The following is a 16,984-nucleotide window of genomic DNA, read 5'->3' as shown; positions in this document are numbered from 1 at the left end:
GAGTTTTTCGCGAGCAAGCTCGCTCCTACAGGGGCCGGGCTAATTTCAAGCCTTCTGTTTTTCTACCCACTTGCCGTAGGCATCGATGAACGCCTGCAGGAACGGCTTGGTTTTGTCCGACACCTTCCCCGCTTCATCGAACACACTGCCCGCCCCACCCAGGTAGGCTTCCGGCTGCTGCATGCACCACACATCCAGGAACACCAGCGACTGGCGCAGGTGGTGGTTGGCGCCAAAGCCGCCGATGGCACCCGGCGAGACGCTGATGATCGCCCCCGGCTTGCCGCTCCAGGCGCTTTGCCCGTATGGGCGCGAGCCCACGTCGATGGCGTTTTTCAAGGCGGCTGGCACAGAGCGGTTGTATTCGGGGGTGACGAACAGCACCGCGTCGGATGAACTCACTTGTTTGCGGAAAGTGCTGTAGGCTGCTGGCGGTGTTGCACCGTCGATGTCCTCGTTGTAGAGCGGCAAGTCGCCGATTTCAACAATGTTCAACTTGAGATTGGCAGGGGCCAGTTCGGCCAGGGCCAGCGCGACCTTGCGGTTGATCGACTCTTTTCTCAAGCTGCCCACCAGGACGGCAATCGTGTAGACCTTGCTCATTGAGGTTTCCCGACTTCTGAATAAAGGAGCTTGTAGTTATAGAGGCTTCGCGGCGCGTTCACCAGAGGGTTATGCGGATTCCCTCGACGTTTTCCTTGCAAGCGTTTGCGTAGGAAGCGTCTGAAAATATCAGCGAATAGTATTTTTTTCTTATAGGTAAACTACCCCGCTCCCTGACGGTCTACAGAACCGCAAATCGAGTGTTTATCTCCAGAGGTTCTAAACAGATGGCTGCAGTACTTGTTGGACAGTTTCATGCCAGAGACGCGGAAGGCCGCGTGTATTCGGTGCATGAGTTCCAGGAATCCAACCCGGCGCAAGGCGACCTGGCGGGATCGACGCCCACCGTGACCTACAAGCTGGCCATTGGCGACCGTGTAGAAAAACTGGAAGGTGACGAATTCAAACTGATCCAGTCGGGCACCATTCTCGTGCGCGAGTCCGAAACCACGCTGGCATCGTAAGCGCTTGCCTTGTTCACCTGCTCAGTCCTGGCGACTGGGCTGGGAACGCTCATGGGCGGCGGATCTGCGTTACCTCTATGCCCTGCTCGTCTTGCTTGAGCGTCACCAGCAACTGGCCGCGCTCCCCTTGCACCGTATACATCGAGCGCTTGTAACCCGGCGCGTTGTACGCGGGGTAAGCCTCGACCTCCCTGACCAGGGTAATCCCCACTACTGCGCCCACCTGCTCGTCCACCTGTTGCTGGGTGCGGATAAAGGCTTGCAGTGCGAGATCGTCCGGCGTCGGTTCATCCAGATGATTGAAGAAGTAAGCCGCCAGGCCTCCCACGGTCACCAGGACCAGGAGTTGCTTGGCCGTTACCCCGAAGAACGTCGAGGGCAGAGGCATATGAGACCAGACCTGTTTTTTATTTTAAGTACCGGCAAACCGGCAGGGGTCGTTGCTGATCAGACTCGTCATTCTAGTGGGGTCGTGGCTGAACGCCATAGCCTGGGACGACCCCGGCAGTCTTTTTTACGCACGAAGGCCTGCGCCATTGAATCCCCTGCGCACTGCACATAGACTCCGGCCATGCGTTTACGTCATATCGAAGTGATTCAGGCCATCTTGCAAACCGGCCACCTCGGCACCGCCGCCGAGTGGTTGCAACTCCCCGTGGGCGAAGTAGACGCCACCCTCAAAGACGCTGAGCAGCAACTGGGCTTCATGCTGTTCGCCAGCGTGCGCGGGCGCTTGCAAGCCACCCGGGAAACCTTGGAGTTGCAGGCGCAAATCACTGCTCTGTACGAAGCCCTGGAGCCGCTGCAACGCCTTGCCAGCCGTTTGAAACACCACCACGCGCCGCCCTTGCGCGCCCTCTGCACGCCGCCGCTGGCCAACCAACTGCTGCCCCAGAGCATTGCCGCGCTGCGTCGACGCTTCCAGGACATGCCGTGCAACCTGTCGAGCCAACCCACTGGGCAGATCATCAACAGCCTGCTGTTGCATGAAGCCGATGTAGGCCTGAGCCTGCATGACCCTGAGCATCCACAGATCCAAAGCACGGTGCTGGCCCAAGGCAAATTGCAGTTGCTGGCCCCCCATGGCTGGCTCAAGCCCAAACAAAAATACATTGCGTTGCAGGACTTGGCCGGCCAGTCGCTGATCGGCCTGGAAGGCCATGACCCGCTCAGCCGCTTGCTGGATGCCAAGCTGCAAGCCCTGCGACCACTGCCCGTGGTGCAGACGCGGGTGCAAACCTACCCGATGATGCGCGGCCTGGTGGAAGCCGGAGAAGGCCTGGCAATTGTCGACCCGTTCACCGCCTTCGGTGCGCAGGAGTCCGGGCTGGATACCTGCCCGTTATCACCACCCATTCCGGTCAGCCTGTACGCACTGACGTTGAAGAATGCCGCGTCCACACCCGCGCTGAATGCGCTGTTGGAAATCGTCGCGCAAAAAGCCCAGGCCCTGCTGGCGGGCTCGCCAGCACCGTAACGGGGCTCCGCGCCCTTTCCTTCCTGGCACGACACACGGCCTTAAAGAAAAGACAGGAACCCCATCCTGTGCGCAGGGCACTCATCCAGCACAAAGCACAAGCTTTCTAACGGATGAACAGCGCAACCAAGGATTGATACCCATGCTCCCACTTCCCAATGCACTGGCGCACTTGCCGCTGCTGCACCCTGCTGCCCTGACTCAAGCACCGCCCCTGCAGCCTGCGCCCACGACGCAGTCCTTGCCGGTGGCGGGCTCCACCAACGATGTGGCCCCTGACGAGCTCGACAACCCGGCAGCCCTTAAACAAGCCTTCAGTGAGCGCTGTAACTGGCAGCTACTGGCAGACAACCTGGGCGAACTCCTCAAGGAACTCAACGACGCCTTCCCCGGCGAGGTGTCGGACCGCCAACGAGGCGCGCTCGAAGCCCGGCTCGCCACGCATCTGGCAACCTCCACGCTACCGGTGTGCGAGGGCTCACGGTACTCGCGGCAACACAACCTGGCGCCCAACAGCCGGGTCAAGCTAGGTACATTCCTCAGCGGCAGCGGCGTGCCCGCACCCAAGACCCTTGAGGCGTTGCTGGCGCTTTATCAAGTGGCGACCAAGCAGGTGCAGACGTTTCCCCTGGGCAATTACGGTGGCGCCCTGTCGTGGCCTATCCCGCTGTCGGCGCACGACCAACAAGCCCTCATTGACCTGTTGAACACACCAGACCCCGCGTTGCCGGAACTGCCACTGACCGATAAACAGGGTGTGCTGGGCTACCTGTGCTCTGTCACTCACCTGTCGAGCAACGACTTCAAATTCCCGGCCAGCGCCATGGAAATGCTGCTGGGATCGGCCAAGGCGCAAGCACTGGGCCAGTTCCTTCAAGCGCGACTGGGCGGCATCGCAACCAACACCAGCGTCAATGACTACTTGCTGGCAGCCATTGCACTGGGGCTGGACCCGCAAGCCCTGGGAACACCGGCCCGCAACAGCGTGAGTGGCTTTGATCTCGGCCAACGGGCGCTCTGGAACCAGCCGCCCAACGTGGCGATCGAGGGCTTGAGCCGCCATCTGGTCAAGGAAGGTCGAGCGTCCAAGGCATCGGCCGACCTGGCAGCGCGCCTGTTGCTGGCACGTACCGCACCGCAGTATCTGGTCAAGGACATACCGCCCAACGTGACCTACGCCAGCGTGGCCTGGACTCAATTGGAGATCGCCGTGGCCAAGCTGGAGGTCGAGTCGCCGGGACGTGCACTCACCATGACCTACAGCGAGGTACTGATAGCCGCCGAGACCACCGATGCCGGCGCAGCGCTGACGCAGACGATCCATCGCGAAGCCTTGCACAACTGGGGAATCGTCAACGGTTACGTGAAAGCGGACACCTCCCCCAGCGATACGCAGATGCGCGCCACACAAACCGCCTTCAGCACTCAGCAACAATCGTTGCAGGCCACCGCTCAGGCACTGGCAACCCCCATTCCGATGCGTGAGGAGATGGGCATGCAATTGCTGCGGGAAAAATTTCCCGGTGTGCCGGACGACGTCTTCAGGGCAAAGCACCTGACCAAGGCCCGACTGGTTCCAGGGCGGCCGGGGCGCTTCCCCGGTACCCACTCGATGCTGGATGTGGTCATGCAGGGTGCCAAGGTCGACAACAGTGACAGCGAGCATTGGACCACCCAGGACAAGCGCATCCCCATCATGGCGTTCTGCGCGCTTTCCGATAGCGGCGTACTGTCGGTCGCAGACGCCTTTGACCAGCACTACAAACCTGCAATGGAGGCACTGGAAAAAGGTCATGCGGGAATGACCCAGCACCTGATATCGACGTTACCACCGCAAGATCGGGAAAATTTCGAATATGGCCAGCTCGAATTTTTCCATACCAACGACTACTTCATAGAAGCCGATTTTTCGAGCAAAACCCTGATCAAGAAAGGCCATACGCTGGATGTGAAAATCACCCGCAACGGGCAGGTCAATATTTATCGGATCGACACCCGCGCCGGGAACATTACAAAACACAATTACCTCGCGCATATTTATTCGCCGCCCTATTCCCGGCTCGATATGCGCGACGCAAACACCTTGCACAGGACCGTGCGCTTCAACCCGTTCGCAGACGAGCACGCCCAACGATCCAAGGAAACACCGGCACGCGTTGAAACACCGCAGGTGTTCGACTCCGAGCGCACCCGCTACATCGCCAAAGTGCTCACCCAACGTCTGGACCTGCACGGCGATGACCTGCTCCAGCACGCCCGCGGAACCACTTCATACGATAAAACCAGCGCCGCCAACCAGGCCATCGGCGAGTTTTTTCTCAACATGATTCCTTTCAGGTCGGCGATTGTTAATTTCATGCAGGGCAATATCGGCGACGGCTTGATGGACCTCGGCCTGGATGTGATCGGCCTGGTGACACTGGGCGCCGGCAAAGCCGCCCAGGCCGGCAAAGTGCTGAGCAAGGGCGTGTTTGGGGTCAAAGGCGTCGCCAGAACTGCACGGTTCGTCGGCACCGTCGCGCTCGAGGCGCTTAACCCACTGGGAGGCGCAGGCGATTTGCTCAAGGGCATCAGCCGCTGGGCCTGGTCCAAGGGCACGAAAGCCTTCAATACGCTCAGAGGCGCCACCGGCAGCTACGACCTGCTCAAAGCCGCCAGTACCCAGCATGGCCTGGTTTCCACAGGTACCGCCAGGGTTGCCGGGCATGACCTTGAAATGGGGGCGGTGTTCCAAGGTGGCAACTGGCACGCCTTTGATGCAGCAAAGGGCTTGCCCTATGGGCCGCCACTCCAGCATTTCCAACCCTCGGTGGTGGCTGCCAACGGCGAGCTCAAGGTGCTCAATACACCGTCGCTGCAGGGTTACGAGGCCACGGTCTCTGCAGACCTGCTGCAGGTCAAAGGCTTGCAAGGCAACGTCTACATAGGCCCGAACAATAAAGAATATGTAAAGGTTGACGGCACACTGTATGAGTCCAACCTGAACGAGGGCCAGCGCTTTATAAGGCATCCGTCTGGAACCGGCGTCGACCTTCCAATCAAGGATGTGGGCGTTGCAGGTTGGGAACCGATTTCACGCGGTCACCGTTTGCCCGGAGGCGCCCCCACTACAACCCATTGGCGATTATCCGACGACACGTTCGTCGTCCCCCTTGATGATGTAAAGATAACGCGTACAGGGGCTTCCCCCTACGCCGTCCACTACAAAGGCCGCGATCATACGGTGACGTTTGATACGCAGGTCGGTGCATGGAAAAGCGAGATGTCGAGTACTCTCGTTCCCGGCAGCCAAGCGAACACAGGCGCCTTGTATTTTTGGCGGGCCAGCAAGGGGAAATGGAGGCTGGGTAGTGTCGATGAGTTCAATCACGCCAAAAAAATCAAAACCCACAAACATATCTTTGTTAACGCGCCGTCTATTTCTCTGACGGTCCCCCCTAACGCCAAGCCAATTCCCAAAGAGATTCACTACTTCTGGGCCGGCGGCCATATGAATCCTCACTTGCAGGACAACATAAGGATCAATGCGGTCAGCGCGCCTGGCTATAAATCTATCGTTCATGTTGATGCGAACGACCAGAGGACGTTTGTCAAACTCAAAAATCAACTGGAGTCCAACAAGTCAGGCATTGAGGTCAGAAACCTTCATAAAGACGACGTTTTCCAACAGTTAAAGTCATCCGACATGTATGCCTATTTCCGCCAAGGCCAGGGAACCAACCTTGCTGCAGCCTCGGATGTGGCGCGCTATCCGATCATGAAGAAATACGGCGGCATTTACCTTGACACTGACGACAGCATTGTCACCACCGTCAAAGACACCGAATTGCGCGCGGCGCCCAACGACATTCTGTTAAACAGCCCCGTCGCCATTGAATTCACTGACTACAGAAATTTCTACAACACCAGCAACTTCGCCACCCAACCTGACAACCCTGTCATCGACACCATTATCAGTGAGATGCGCACCCGCTTCGCTAATAACAAAGACTACTTCACCGCACACCGCCCCACCGTTCAACAAGGCGAGGCACCCAATGCTGAGTTCTACCAGTACGAGCGTAAAATTTTTGAGACGGTTGGCCCCGATATGTTTAACGACATACTGAAGTCGCGCAGGCCTGACATGTATGACCTTGGTTTTGATAGATTAAAAGAAGTCACACTGGTTGATAATAAACCGGTGCGAAACGGGCCGGCTATCAACATAGAAGCGGTCATACACGAGCAGTATAAAGCGCAAGGCATCGTCCCACCGAGCGATACGCGAGACAAAATGAACGCGGTAAAAACCCATTACTTTCCGTTCGCCTTGGATTTTAAAATCAAAACCGGCAACGAACACTCTTGGATGTACACCTGAGCATTGAGGTAGCGGGACGGGCCGGCATAAATGCCGCCTGGTCCCCGCCAGGGTCAACATCGTCAGCCGTTCATACCGCTTCGCGCTCCGATTTGAACAACCGATACCAGAAAATCGCGACCTCGCGGGTGTGCGGGTCGATCCCGCGATAACGCAACTGATCGATACCGCCCATCACATAACCACAGCGCTCATACAGGCGACAGGCGCCGAGGTTGTTGTTCTGGGTCTCGAGCATCATGCCCGGCAGGTTTTTCTTGCGGGCCCAGAATTGCGCCACGTCCAGCAGTGACTTGGCCACGCCATGTCGGCGCGCCGGCAACGCCACGGCCAGCTCGTCAACGTGGGCAAAGCCGTTCCAGTTGGTGCTGACCACGATATGCCCCACGGCACAGTCGTCCAGGTACGCCATGAAGATCGAGCTGTCGGCGGCGTCACGGAAACTGGCGAACTCCTCCGGGTCGATGCCATAGCACTTGCGGTACGGCAGCACGCGCTCCACTGGCCATTGGTCAACGCGCTGGCCCATTTGCGGCACCCCATAGGCGCTGACTTCAAAGCTGAAATCATTGCCCCACACATAGGCGTCAAAACCTTCGTCGGCGACTCGCACACTGAGTCCTGGATACTTCGGGTTCATTACAGCTTGCATAACCTTCCTTAACCCTTGATGCAGTCGACGGTATAACGACGGCCACTGCCGTCATCTTCGTGTTGCAGCCCATGCACATCCGCGACAAAACCGGGGAAACTGCTATCGAACGTGCGGGCAAATGCCAGGTAATCGATGATCGAACGCGTTGACTCGGTGAAGCGTTCGCCAGGCATGATCAGTGGAATGCCCGGCGGGTAAGGCACCAGCATCACGGCGGCGATGCGTCCGGCCAAGGCATCGATAGAGACCGCCTCCACCTCACCCCTGACCAACTGATCGTAGGCGTCGGCAGGTTTCATCGCGATTTGCGGCAATACCGTATACATACGCTTGAGGTGCCTGGCCGTGGCATTGCTACGGTAACAGCTGTGCAACTGGTCGCAAAGGTCGCGCAGCCCCAGGCCTTGATAACGCGCCGGGCCTTGGGCATACACCGACGGCAAGCAACTGGCCAGGCTGACATTGGCATCGTAGCTACGCTTGAACTCCAGCAGCTCGGTGAGCAAGGTGCTCCATTTGCCTTTGGTAATGCCCATGGAAAACAGCACGAGGAACGAATACAGCCCTGTCTTCTCCACCACCAACCCGCGCTCCCAGAGGAACTTGCTGACCACTGCGGCGGGAATCCCGCACTCGCTCAAGGCCCCGCCGGCGTTGAGGCCAGGCATCACCAGCGTGACTTTGATCGGGTCCAGCAGCACGTAGTCTTCGACCACATCGCCAAAGCCATGCCATTCATCCCCAGGATGCAACAGCCAATCCGCCGTGGCGACCCGGTCGATGCCTGTGACCGAGGGTGGTTGCCAGATGGAAAACCACCAGTCCTCGGCCGCGATATGTTGGCGCAAATTAGCCAGGGCGCGACGAAAACTTAAGGCCTCGTCGAACATTTCCTGAAGCAGCGAGCGGCCGGCCGGGCCTTCCATCATCGCCGAGGCCACATCCAGCGACGCGATGATGCTGTATTGCGGCGAGGTGGAGATATGCATCATGAAGGCTTCGTTGAAGCGGTCACGGTCCAGTTGCCGTGCGCCACCGTCCTGCACGTGGATCATCGACGCCTGGCTGAAGGCGGCCAGCAATTTATGCGTACTGTGGGTGGTGAACACCAACGGGCTGTCCGGCGTGCGCGAGGTGCCCATGCCATAGCGCCCGGCGAAGAACTCGTGAAAGGCGGCGTAGGCGTACCAGGCCTCATCGAAGTGCAGCACCTCGACACTGCTGCCCAACTGCTGCTTGATCAGCTCGGCGTTGTAGCACAGGCCGTCATAGGTGGAGTTGGTTACCACCGCCAATTTCACTTTCGGTGGTCGCCCACGGGTCAAGGGGCTGGCGTCGATCTTGGCGCGGATCGACTCAGGGCTGAATTCGCTCAGGGGGATCGGGCCGATGATCCCCAGTTCGTTGCGCTCCGGGCACAGGTAGAGAGGGATCGCGCCGGTCATGATGATCGAATGCAGCACCGACTTATGGCAATTGCGGTCCACCAGCACCAGGTCATCGCGCCCCACCATGGAATGCCAGACGATCTTGTTAGCGGTGGACGTGCCGTTGATCACGAAAAACGTATGGTCGGCGCCAAAGTTACGCGCAGCGCGGGCCTCGGCTTCGGCCAAGGGCCCGGTGTGATCGAGCAGCGAGCCCAGTTCGGGCACCGACACCGACAAGTCCGAGCGCAGGGTGTTCTCCCCAAAGAACTGATGAAACGCCTGCCCCACCGGGCTTTTGCGATAGGCCACGCCACCGCCATGGCCGGGGGTGTGCCAGGAATAATTGGAGTCGGCAGTGTGTTGCACCAGGGCCTTGAAGAACGGCGGTAACAGGCCATCCAGGTAAGTGCGTGCGGCGCGGGCGACTTGGCGCGCCAGAAACGGCACGGTGTCTTCGAACAGATAAAGGATGCCGCGCAGTTGGTTGAGCTCGCTCATGGCATCGGCAGGGGCGTTTTCCAGGGTGACTTGCTCGCCCAACGCAAAGATCGGCAGGTTGGGTGCGCGCAGCCGCGCCAGGCGAATCAGCTCTACCATGTTTTGCAGCAGATGAGTGTTTTCCCCGGCGCCTTCGGCGGCGATCAACATGCACGCCAGACCATGATGGGTAGCGGCCACCAGCCGCCCCTCGGCGTAGTCCACCGCAGAAAAAATACTGAAGCCCTCCTGTTCCAACTCCCTGGCGATGCCTCGAACCCGGTCACCGGCAACGGTGTCGGCCTTGATGTCACGGTGCACGATCAGAACGGGGAACTTCAGGTCTTTGTACATGAGCACTCTTACTCCGGAGGCTTTGCACAAGGGTAGAAGCTGGAAGCAAAAGTGGCGAATGAAGATTTCACAGGTGGTCGAGAGGTATCTCTAACTTCGGTACGGGGCTGAACCTGTGGCGAGGGAGTTTGCTCCCGTGACGGCCTGCCTGCCGGCCATACCGCAATCAAACTGTGGGAGCTGGCTTGCCTGCGATGACGGCCTCCCAGCCGACACCTATCTACCTGATACCCCACAATCCAAATGTGGGAGCGGGCTTGCTCGCGAAGGCGGCCTGACAGGCGACACAGTGGGATTGTGTACATATCCATTGCTGCGGTAACGGCTACTTAGGGTTCCGCTCTGACAGCCAGCCCTTTCAAGGTCTTTTCGTTTTGGCAGCCTTGATTACCCTGTCCGTTGAAACATGCGCATTCACCGCCTTGCCTTGCACCCATGTCTTGGGTTTAGGCACCTTGGGGCCGCGGGGACTTTTCGCAACTTGTTTGGGTTGGATGTTTCTGGCCAGCTCCAACAAACGCTGGGCCAACTTTTCCACAGGGATGGCGGGAAGATATTCCGAGGGCAGTGCAATCTGCATTCCCTCATAACCACTCCTGACCTGGACCGCCAAGTGATAGATCGAGGCTTCCCAGCCATCAGGCTGGGTCTCCCGATGGGCTTGCTCCACGCTTCGCTTGAGTACAGCCAGGACGTTGTAGGCCAACACTGCCGTAGTGAACCCGAGCAAGGCGGCCTTTGGGCTGCCGAGAGTTTCGATTTCACTTTCCAGGATCGCTTCCAGTCGCTGGAACATACCTTCAATGCTCCAGCGGCGGCGATAGAGTTGCGCGATCTGCTGAGCGCTGACGCTTTCAGGCAGGTTGCTCCAGAACATCAAGCTGCTGTCACCCGAGTCTGTTGGCGAATGAAGCGTCAGTTCGACACGCCGACATTGGTAACCGCCTCTGACCTGGATGATCTGCTCACGCACAGAGCCTGTTTCCACAGGCACGGGTTCTTGCCACTCACCCTCTTGAATCAGGCGTGGATGTTTGGCTTGCTGGCGAATGACAAAGGACGTCTGGACCTGCTCACAAGCTTCCATTACCGGAAGCGTGCAGTAGAGTCGGTCAGCCAGCCACACCTGGCCAGGTTCAGCATTAGCCAACAGAGGCAACACGCAAACACGCTCGCTGGCGTAGGCATCCTCACATGCCTGAAGGTCGATGACCTGATCGAGATCAGGATCGTAGACCACTACCGAAAAACCGGGACGAGCCGCACCTCGCTCCTGGCGTAAAGCCCCCAGACGCTTCTCAGTGGATGCCAGGTGATTGCCATCTACCACGCGAACCTGCCAGTCCGGCAGCATCGTCGTGCAACCCAGTTCTTTGATGGTTGGAGTCAGTCGTTGCGCACTACCGGTGACCAGAGCGCGCAATAGCGCGGGTTCAGTACGACTGATTTTGTCGTAGAGCGCCGCCAAGCTGACAGGGAGATCTTCCAGTTGCCGCGCGGCGGCGTGCAGGGATGGCTTCAAGCCCAATGAAACAAGGGACATCAGCTTGATTATGGTCGAGAACAGTAGTTCACGAGAATACTGCCGTTGCCGATGTTCTTCGAAGACCTGATCGACCCACTCAGGGGCAATAGCTTGTTCCAGCGCCAATTTGGCCATGACGCTGGCAGGTGCTTTTTTCTCGAAACGCGCTAGAACATCGGCCCACATCGTTTGGGATCCCTAAATGAAATTTCAGGGGATTTTACCGAAGACCTTGAAAGGGATGGCTCTGACAGCGGGTCACTTTTGGAAAAGAGCCCCAAAAGTAACCAAAAGGGCTCTTGCCCCACCACTCGGCACCTCGCTGTGGCTCGGTGTGCCCGTAATCCGCCAGTGATTTGGGGGGCCGCCGCCACGCGCCATCCATGGCGCGGGGCGGCTAAACCGGCATCCCTGCCGGTTTACCCCCCAAATCACTGTCGAATTACGGCCAGCGTGGTTTGACGGGGCGCTTGAGATCAAAATCAAAAGCAGAGCAAGAGCAGATCAAAAGCAGATCAAGAGCGGCTCGCTTCGCATCGTGGTTACCGTCGGCTGTCAGGCAGCCATCGCAGGCAAGCCAGCTCCCACATTTGGATCGCGGGGCGTCAGATAGATAGGTGAACGCTGTTATTGCTGGGTGAGTTGCGTCCACAACGCCGGCGCGCCTGCAGCCTTGGCAATCGCCTCCAGCCGCGCCGCATGCTCGGCCAGGTCCTGCTCGCTGGCGCGGATGATCGGCGTCGGCTTGCGATCAGCAGGCAAGCGGCGGATTTCCGAAGGGCGGTTGCCCGAGCCCTCCGCCGAACCGCTGCCATCGGACGCATTACCGGCCAGGGACAGGCTGGTCTGCCCGCCGGTCATGGTCAGGTAAACGTCGGCCAGAATCTCGGAGTCGAGCAAGGCGCCGTGGAGTTCACGGCCGGAGTTGTCGACGCCATAACGCTTGCACAAGGCGTCGAGGCTGTTGCGTTGGCCCGGGTGACGCTCGCGGGCCATCATCAGGGTATCGAGGATCGTGCAGTGCTGGGAGATGTCCGCACGGTCGGTCTGCCCCATCAGGGCAAATTCGTTGTTGATGAAACCGATGTCGAACGCCGCGTTATGAATGATCAACTGGGCGCCGTTGATGAACTCGAAGAACTCATCGGCCACTTCGGCAAAGCGCGGCTTGCCCTTGAGGAATTCATCGGTGATGCCGTGGACGCCAATCGCCCCTTCGTCACTGTCACGGTCCGGTTGCAGATAGACGTGGAAGTGGCGGCCGGTCAGGCGGCGCCCCATCAGTTCGACACAGCCGATTTCGATGATCCGGTGACCATCGGTCACCGGCATGCCGGTGGTTTCGGTATCGAGTACAACAGATCGGATGGCCATCAGGGTTCAGCTCTCAACGGTTCGGTACAGTTCAAGGGGCGGGATATTAGCACGCTCTGTAAACGAAGCGCCCCATGGCACCCAGCCACCGGTGAACACCAACAGTTTTTACAAGCTTTAGCAAAGTCGCTGATTCAGCTCTGCTTGTAACCGCGCACTTCATCCACGCCACGGTTGGCCAACTGGTCGGCGCGCTCGTTGCCAGGGTGGCCAATGTGCCCGCGTACCCATTTCCAGGTGATGTCGTGACGGTTGCACTGCTCATCGAGCAATTGCCACAGGTCGGCGTTCTTGACCGGCTCCTTGGCCGCCGTCTTCCAACCGCGTTTTTTCCAGTTGACCATCCACTCGTTGATGCCCTTCATCACATATTGCGAGTCGGTCACCAGCAGTACGTTGCAGCGCCGCTTGAGTTCTTCGAGGCCGCGAATGGCGCCCATCAGTTCCATGCGGTTATTGGTGGTATTGGCTTCGCCGCCCCACAGTTCCTTCTCCACGCCCTTGCACACCAGCAAGGCGCCCCAGCCACCTGGGCCCGGGTTGCCCTTGCAGGCGCCATCGGTGAAGAGTTCTACGCTATCGGTCATCGGTTATTCGGCCTGAAATCAAAAAGAGGTTTTACGGTTCGCGTTGTTCGCGGTTGACCTTGGCCAACGGCATCGGCACGAGCTTGCCGATCGGCTCGCGGCGCACTTGCTGCACCGGTCGCAGCCCGACCACGATCTTGCGTGCAACCAGTAAATAGAAGCCGCCACCCGACAGCTGCCAGGCCCCTGCGCGGCGTTCCCAGCCGGCCAGGCGGCCCTGCCACTTGGCAGTCGCAAGCGGCGGACGATAGCACCCGAAGCGGCGTTTCTCCAGCGCGAAGCCCAGCAGGTTGAGCCAGTCGCCTACCCGTGAAGGCGCGATGCAACGCGCCTGGCGCAGCCCGTCATGGGCGAACACCCGGCGCAGGCCCCAACTGCTCCAGGGGTTGATGCCGACAATCAGCAAATGGCCACCAGGGCGCACGCTGCTCGCCGCTTCGCGCAACAAACCGTGGGGGGACAGGCAGAAATCCAGGCCATGCTGCAACACCACCACATCGGCGGCGTGTTCGCTCAAGGGCCAGGCCTGTTCCTCGCAGACGATTTCCACCCCCGGCAACGGCGCACCCAGGCGCACATTGCGTTGCACCTGCGGCGCCGAGGGTGGCGTGTCGGCCGACGGGCCGTAATGCACCAAGTAGCCACCAAAGAACCGGCCCAGCTCGTCTTCGAGCATGCGCCGCTCTTCTTCCAGCAAAAACTGCCCAATCGGCCCGGACAACCATTCGCGGGCCGCGCTGATCAGGGCCAGCCACTCAGGATCGGCCTGGGCGAACGCTTTATCAGTCATTGCATTCTCCAACTCGCCTAGACGTTCTAAGATGCACCAATGTGTTCAGCTTGGCGAATCGAAGAATGATACAGATCAGTGCCCTACCCGCCTTCACCGACAACTACATCTGGTTGTTACAAGACCCCGCCACCCAACGCTGCGCTGTGGTCGACCCCGGCGATGCCGCGCCAGTGCTGGCCTGGCTCAAGCAAAATGCGGCGTGGACCCTCAGCGACATCCTGGTCACCCACCATCACCATGATCATGTAGGCGGTGTCGAGCAACTGAAAAATGCCACCGGCGCCAAGGTCTACGGCCCGGCCAACGAAAAGATCCCGGCGCGGGATGTGGCCTTGCACGATAACGACCGTATCAACGTGCTGGGCTGGGACTTCGACGTGTACGCCGTGCCAGGCCATACCCTGGGCCACATCGCCTTTTACCACCAAGGCGTACTGCTGTGTGGCGATACCTTGTTCGCTGCCGGCTGCGGTCGCCTCTTCGAGGGCACGCCCGAACAGATGTACAGCTCCCTGGAACGCCTGGCCGCGCTGCCCGCCGATACGCAGGTGTACTGCACCCACGAGTACACACAAAGTAACCTCAAGTTTGCCCAAGCCGTGGAGCCGCACAACGCCGACATCACCGAACGCGTGGAAAATGTCGCCCAACTCCGCGCCCGTGGCGAGATGACGCTGCCATCCAACCTGGCCTTGGAAAAACTTACTAACCCATTTTTGCGCACCGCTGAAACATCCGTTAAACAAAAAGCGGACGAACGGAACGGCCGCGACAACCGCTCTGGGGCCGAGGTGTTTGCTAGCTTGAGGGCTTGGAAAGATAAGTTCTAACCAGATGCAATCTGATACGTAATTTCTGAATGGTTGACCGGAACCACAGCGCTTTCTAGAATCGCCCGACATTTTTGCCCGGAACTTACTTCCAGCCAATGTCGTCATCTATTCGTAAATCCATTTCTTCAGACGCATTGACCCGCCTGGCTCAAGCCGTGGCGGTGGCCGTTTCCGCAACTCTGGCGGGCTGCCAATCGACCAATTACGCTGCACAATCCACCGTGCAACCCAAACCGAATCTTGCTGCCAAGATCAAGCAAAAACCTATTTGGCTATCAGAGAAGCCTAGCCCCGAAGTGCCCCAGGATGTCTGGGAACGCATGCGTCGGGGCTTTCAATTGCAGGACGGTGTCGGCGTCAACCCGCGCATCGAGCAACAGCGCCTGTGGTTCGCCAGCAACCCCTCCTTTCTGGAGAATGCCGGCGAACGCGGCAGCCTCTACATTCATTACATCGTCGAACGCCTTGAAGAACGCAACATGCCCCTGGAGCTGGCGCTGCTGCCAGTGATTGAAAGTGCCTACAACCCAATGGCCTATTCGCGCAGCGATGCGGTCGGCTTGTGGCAGTTCATTCCCTCCACCGGGCGCTACTTCAACCTGCGCCAGACCCGCGCCTACGACGGCCGCCGCGACATCACCGCCTCCACCACGGCCGCCCTGGACTATCTAACGCGTCTGCATGACATGTTCAACGGCGACTGGCTGCTGGCCCTGGCGGCCTATAACGCCGGCGAAGGCACAGTGAGCCGGGCAATCGAGCGCAACGAAAAGCTCGGCCTGCCCACCGATTACTGGAACCTGCCCCTGCCCCAGGAAACCAAGGACTACGTGCCCAAGTTCCTGGCCTTGTCCCAGGTGGTACTGGCGCCCGAAGCCTACGGCGTCAACCTGAACCCGATTGCCAACACGCCGTACTTTGAAGTGGTTGAAGTCAAGCAAAGCATGGACCTGTCACGGGTTGCCGCGCTGGCCGAGATCGACGAAGACGAACTGTTCCAGCTCAACCCGGCCTTGAAACAACGCACCACCCTGGACGGCCCCCAGCATCTGCTGGTGCCGACCTCCAAGGCCCAGTTGCTGACCAGCACCCTTTCGACGATGAAGCCGGAAGAATTGCTGAGCATGCGCCCGAAAAAGCCGGTGTTCGACGAAGTCGAGACCAAGGCGGTTGCCGGGCGTACCCGCAGCTACAAGGTACGCAGTGGCGACAACCTCACGCTGATCGCCAAGGCCAACAAGGTCGATGTGCATGACCTGCAGCGCTGGAACAAGCTCAACGGCCAGGCCCTCAAGGTCGGCCAGACCCTGGTGATGCAGGACACGCGTAAAGTCGCGGCGAAAAAACCGGTGCAGTACAAGGTCAAGAAAGGTGACTCGCTGTACATGGTGGCCAAGCGCTTTAACGTCGAGATGCAACATCTCAAGCGTTGGAACCCGCGCACCGGCCAGGCATTGAAACCAGGCCAGATGCTGGTGGTTTCCGGGCCGCGCTAAGGCCTCAGGCATTGTGGGGAACCCATGTGGGAGCGGGCTTGCCCGCGAAGGCGGCCTGACAGCCGACCAGAACGTTGGGTCTGACCGGGTATATATCCGTTATTTAGGTAACGGCCACTTAGGGTTCCGCCCTGACGGCGGCTCACTTTGCAAAAGCCGGAATGCCGGCCCAGGCCAAAGTAAGCAAAACGCTCTTGCCCCACCACTCGGCACCTCGCTTGGGCTCGGTGTGCCCGAACGCAGGCTTGAATCCGTGGGCCGCCGCCACGCGCCATCCATGGCGCGGGGCGGCTAACCCGGCGTCCTGCCGGGTTACCCACGAATTCAAGCCTGCGTTCGGCCAGCGTGGTTTAACGGGGCGCCTGAGATCAAGATCACAAGCAGATCAAGAGCAAGAGCGGCTCGCTTCGCATAGTGGTTAGCGTTGAGCACTACAGCGTTGTGTAGAGACCGATGCACATGGGCCTATAGCCAATTTCAAGATGCTTTTTCCAACCGGAACAAGCTGTTACTGTACCGATCATAAAGCCCAAGCCGCCCGGATCGGATCTCT

The 16,984-nt window shown here is 59.1% G+C and carries 13 protein-coding genes; 5 read left to right on the top strand and 8 right to left on the bottom strand.

Annotated elements, in window-relative coordinates; genetic code table 11:
• Nucleotides 1-45: 45 nt before the first annotated feature.
• Nucleotides 46-603: an NADPH-dependent FMN reductase gene (locus ACWHXD_RS12410; protein ID WP_032892207.1), complete on the bottom strand. Its 558-nt coding sequence runs from the start codon at nt 601-603 to the stop codon at nt 46-48.
• 227 nt (nt 604-830) lie between these two features.
• On the opposite strand from ACWHXD_RS12410, the gene ACWHXD_RS12405 reads away from it, so the two are divergent.
• Nucleotides 831-1,067 (top strand): hypothetical protein, encoded by a 237-nt coding sequence (locus ACWHXD_RS12405; RefSeq protein ID WP_032892208.1) that lies wholly within the window; start codon nt 831-833, stop codon nt 1,065-1,067.
• Nucleotides 1,068-1,116: 49 nt separating this feature from the next.
• Here the strand turns inward: ACWHXD_RS12405 and ACWHXD_RS12400 are convergent, their stop codons facing one another.
• Nucleotides 1,117-1,455 carry a hypothetical protein gene (locus ACWHXD_RS12400; RefSeq protein ID WP_044273387.1) on the bottom strand — a complete coding sequence of 113 codons (339 nt, stop codon included), beginning with the start codon at nt 1,453-1,455 and terminating at the stop codon, nt 1,117-1,119.
• A 183-nt stretch (nt 1,456-1,638) separates the two neighbouring features.
• On the opposite strand from ACWHXD_RS12400, the gene ACWHXD_RS12395 reads away from it, so the two are divergent.
• Nucleotides 1,639-2,544: a LysR substrate-binding domain-containing protein gene (locus ACWHXD_RS12395; protein ID WP_138763607.1), complete on the top strand. Its 906-nt coding sequence runs from the start codon at nt 1,639-1,641 to the stop codon at nt 2,542-2,544.
• Between the two features lie 142 nt (nt 2,545-2,686).
• On the top strand, nt 2,687-6,907 hold the full coding sequence (locus ACWHXD_RS12390) for a TcdA/TcdB catalytic glycosyltransferase domain-containing protein (protein ID WP_138763606.1): 4,221 nt from the start codon (nt 2,687-2,689) through the stop codon (nt 6,905-6,907).
• Nucleotides 6,908-6,977: 70 nt separating this feature from the next.
• On the opposite strand, the gene ACWHXD_RS12385 is transcribed toward ACWHXD_RS12390, so the two are convergent.
• The 6 genes from ACWHXD_RS12385 to ACWHXD_RS12360 all read right to left on the bottom strand — a co-directional run bounded on the left by ACWHXD_RS12385 (nt 6,978) and on the right by ACWHXD_RS12360 (nt 14,099).
• Nucleotides 6,978-7,559 carry a GNAT family N-acetyltransferase gene (locus ACWHXD_RS12385; RefSeq protein ID WP_081089351.1) on the bottom strand — a complete coding sequence of 194 codons (582 nt, stop codon included), beginning with the start codon at nt 7,557-7,559 and terminating at the stop codon, nt 6,978-6,980.
• 8 nt (nt 7,560-7,567) lie between these two features.
• Nucleotides 7,568-9,823: an Orn/Lys/Arg family decarboxylase gene (locus tag ACWHXD_RS12380; RefSeq protein ID WP_138763605.1), complete on the bottom strand. Its 2,256-nt coding sequence runs from the start codon at nt 9,821-9,823 to the stop codon at nt 7,568-7,570.
• A gap of 358 nt (nt 9,824-10,181) precedes the next feature.
• The gene (locus tag ACWHXD_RS12375) at nt 10,182-11,483 is read right to left on the bottom strand and encodes an IS4 family transposase (protein WP_499085050.1); all 1,302 of its coding nucleotides are present in this window, start codon (nt 11,481-11,483) and stop codon (nt 10,182-10,184) included.
• A gap of 492 nt (nt 11,484-11,975) precedes the next feature.
• On the bottom strand, nt 11,976-12,716 hold the full coding sequence (dnaQ, locus tag ACWHXD_RS12370; RefSeq protein ID WP_164692278.1) for a DNA polymerase III subunit epsilon: 741 nt from the start codon (nt 12,714-12,716) through the stop codon (nt 11,976-11,978).
• A 140-nt stretch (nt 12,717-12,856) separates the two neighbouring features.
• Entirely contained in the window at nt 12,857-13,309 is a 453-nt protein-coding gene (gene rnhA, locus ACWHXD_RS12365; protein ID WP_003173571.1) for a ribonuclease HI, read from the bottom strand.
• A 31-nt stretch (nt 13,310-13,340) separates the two neighbouring features.
• The gene (locus tag ACWHXD_RS12360) at nt 13,341-14,099 is read right to left on the bottom strand and encodes a class I SAM-dependent methyltransferase (protein ID WP_003190694.1); all 759 of its coding nucleotides are present in this window, start codon (nt 14,097-14,099) and stop codon (nt 13,341-13,343) included.
• Nucleotides 14,100-14,164: 65 nt separating this feature from the next.
• Between ACWHXD_RS12360 and gloB the strand changes: the two genes are divergently transcribed.
• Together gloB and ACWHXD_RS12350 are read left to right on the top strand one after the other, a co-directional pair.
• Nucleotides 14,165-14,932: a hydroxyacylglutathione hydrolase gene (gene gloB / locus ACWHXD_RS12355; RefSeq protein ID WP_098951827.1), complete on the top strand. Its 768-nt coding sequence runs from the start codon at nt 14,165-14,167 to the stop codon at nt 14,930-14,932.
• 98 nt (nt 14,933-15,030) lie between these two features.
• Nucleotides 15,031-16,431, top strand: coding sequence for a transglycosylase SLT domain-containing protein (locus tag ACWHXD_RS12350; RefSeq protein ID WP_020301567.1), 1,401 nt, complete (start codon nt 15,031-15,033; stop codon nt 16,429-16,431).
• Nucleotides 16,432-16,984 lie beyond the last annotated feature (553 nt).

The sequence above is a fragment of the Pseudomonas fjordensis genome (assembly GCF_976987115.1).
This window is presented reverse-complemented; position numbering and strand designations above follow the sequence as displayed.

What these genes read in the sequence shown, in the direction of transcription:
- ACWHXD_RS12385 (WP_081089351.1), bottom strand. Translation starts at nt 7,559, where the DNA reads ATGCAAGCTGTAATGAACCCGAAGTATCCAGGACTCAGTGTGCGAGTC.
- ACWHXD_RS12350 (WP_020301567.1), top strand. Translation starts at nt 15,031, where the DNA reads ATGTCGTCATCTATTCGTAAATCCATTTCTTCAGACGCATTGACCCGC.
- ACWHXD_RS12390 (WP_138763606.1), top strand. Translation starts at nt 2,687, where the DNA reads ATGCTCCCACTTCCCAATGCACTGGCGCACTTGCCGCTGCTGCACCCT.
- ACWHXD_RS12405 (WP_032892208.1), top strand. Translation starts at nt 831, where the DNA reads ATGGCTGCAGTACTTGTTGGACAGTTTCATGCCAGAGACGCGGAAGGC.
- ACWHXD_RS12375 (WP_499085050.1), bottom strand. Translation starts at nt 11,483, where the DNA reads ATGGCCAAATTGGCGCTGGAACAAGCTATTGCCCCTGAGTGGGTCGAT.
- ACWHXD_RS12400 (WP_044273387.1), bottom strand. Translation starts at nt 1,455, where the DNA reads ATGCCTCTGCCCTCGACGTTCTTCGGGGTAACGGCCAAGCAACTCCTG.
- ACWHXD_RS12360 (WP_003190694.1), bottom strand. Translation starts at nt 14,099, where the DNA reads ATGACTGATAAAGCGTTCGCCCAGGCCGATCCTGAGTGGCTGGCCCTG.
- ACWHXD_RS12380 (WP_138763605.1), bottom strand. Translation starts at nt 9,823, where the DNA reads ATGTACAAAGACCTGAAGTTCCCCGTTCTGATCGTGCACCGTGACATC.
- rnhA (WP_003173571.1), bottom strand. Translation starts at nt 13,309, where the DNA reads ATGACCGATAGCGTAGAACTCTTCACCGATGGCGCCTGCAAGGGCAAC.
- ACWHXD_RS12395 (WP_138763607.1), top strand. Translation starts at nt 1,639, where the DNA reads ATGCGTTTACGTCATATCGAAGTGATTCAGGCCATCTTGCAAACCGGC.
- ACWHXD_RS12410 (WP_032892207.1), bottom strand. Translation starts at nt 603, where the DNA reads ATGAGCAAGGTCTACACGATTGCCGTCCTGGTGGGCAGCTTGAGAAAA.
- gloB (WP_098951827.1), top strand. Translation starts at nt 14,165, where the DNA reads ATGATACAGATCAGTGCCCTACCCGCCTTCACCGACAACTACATCTGG.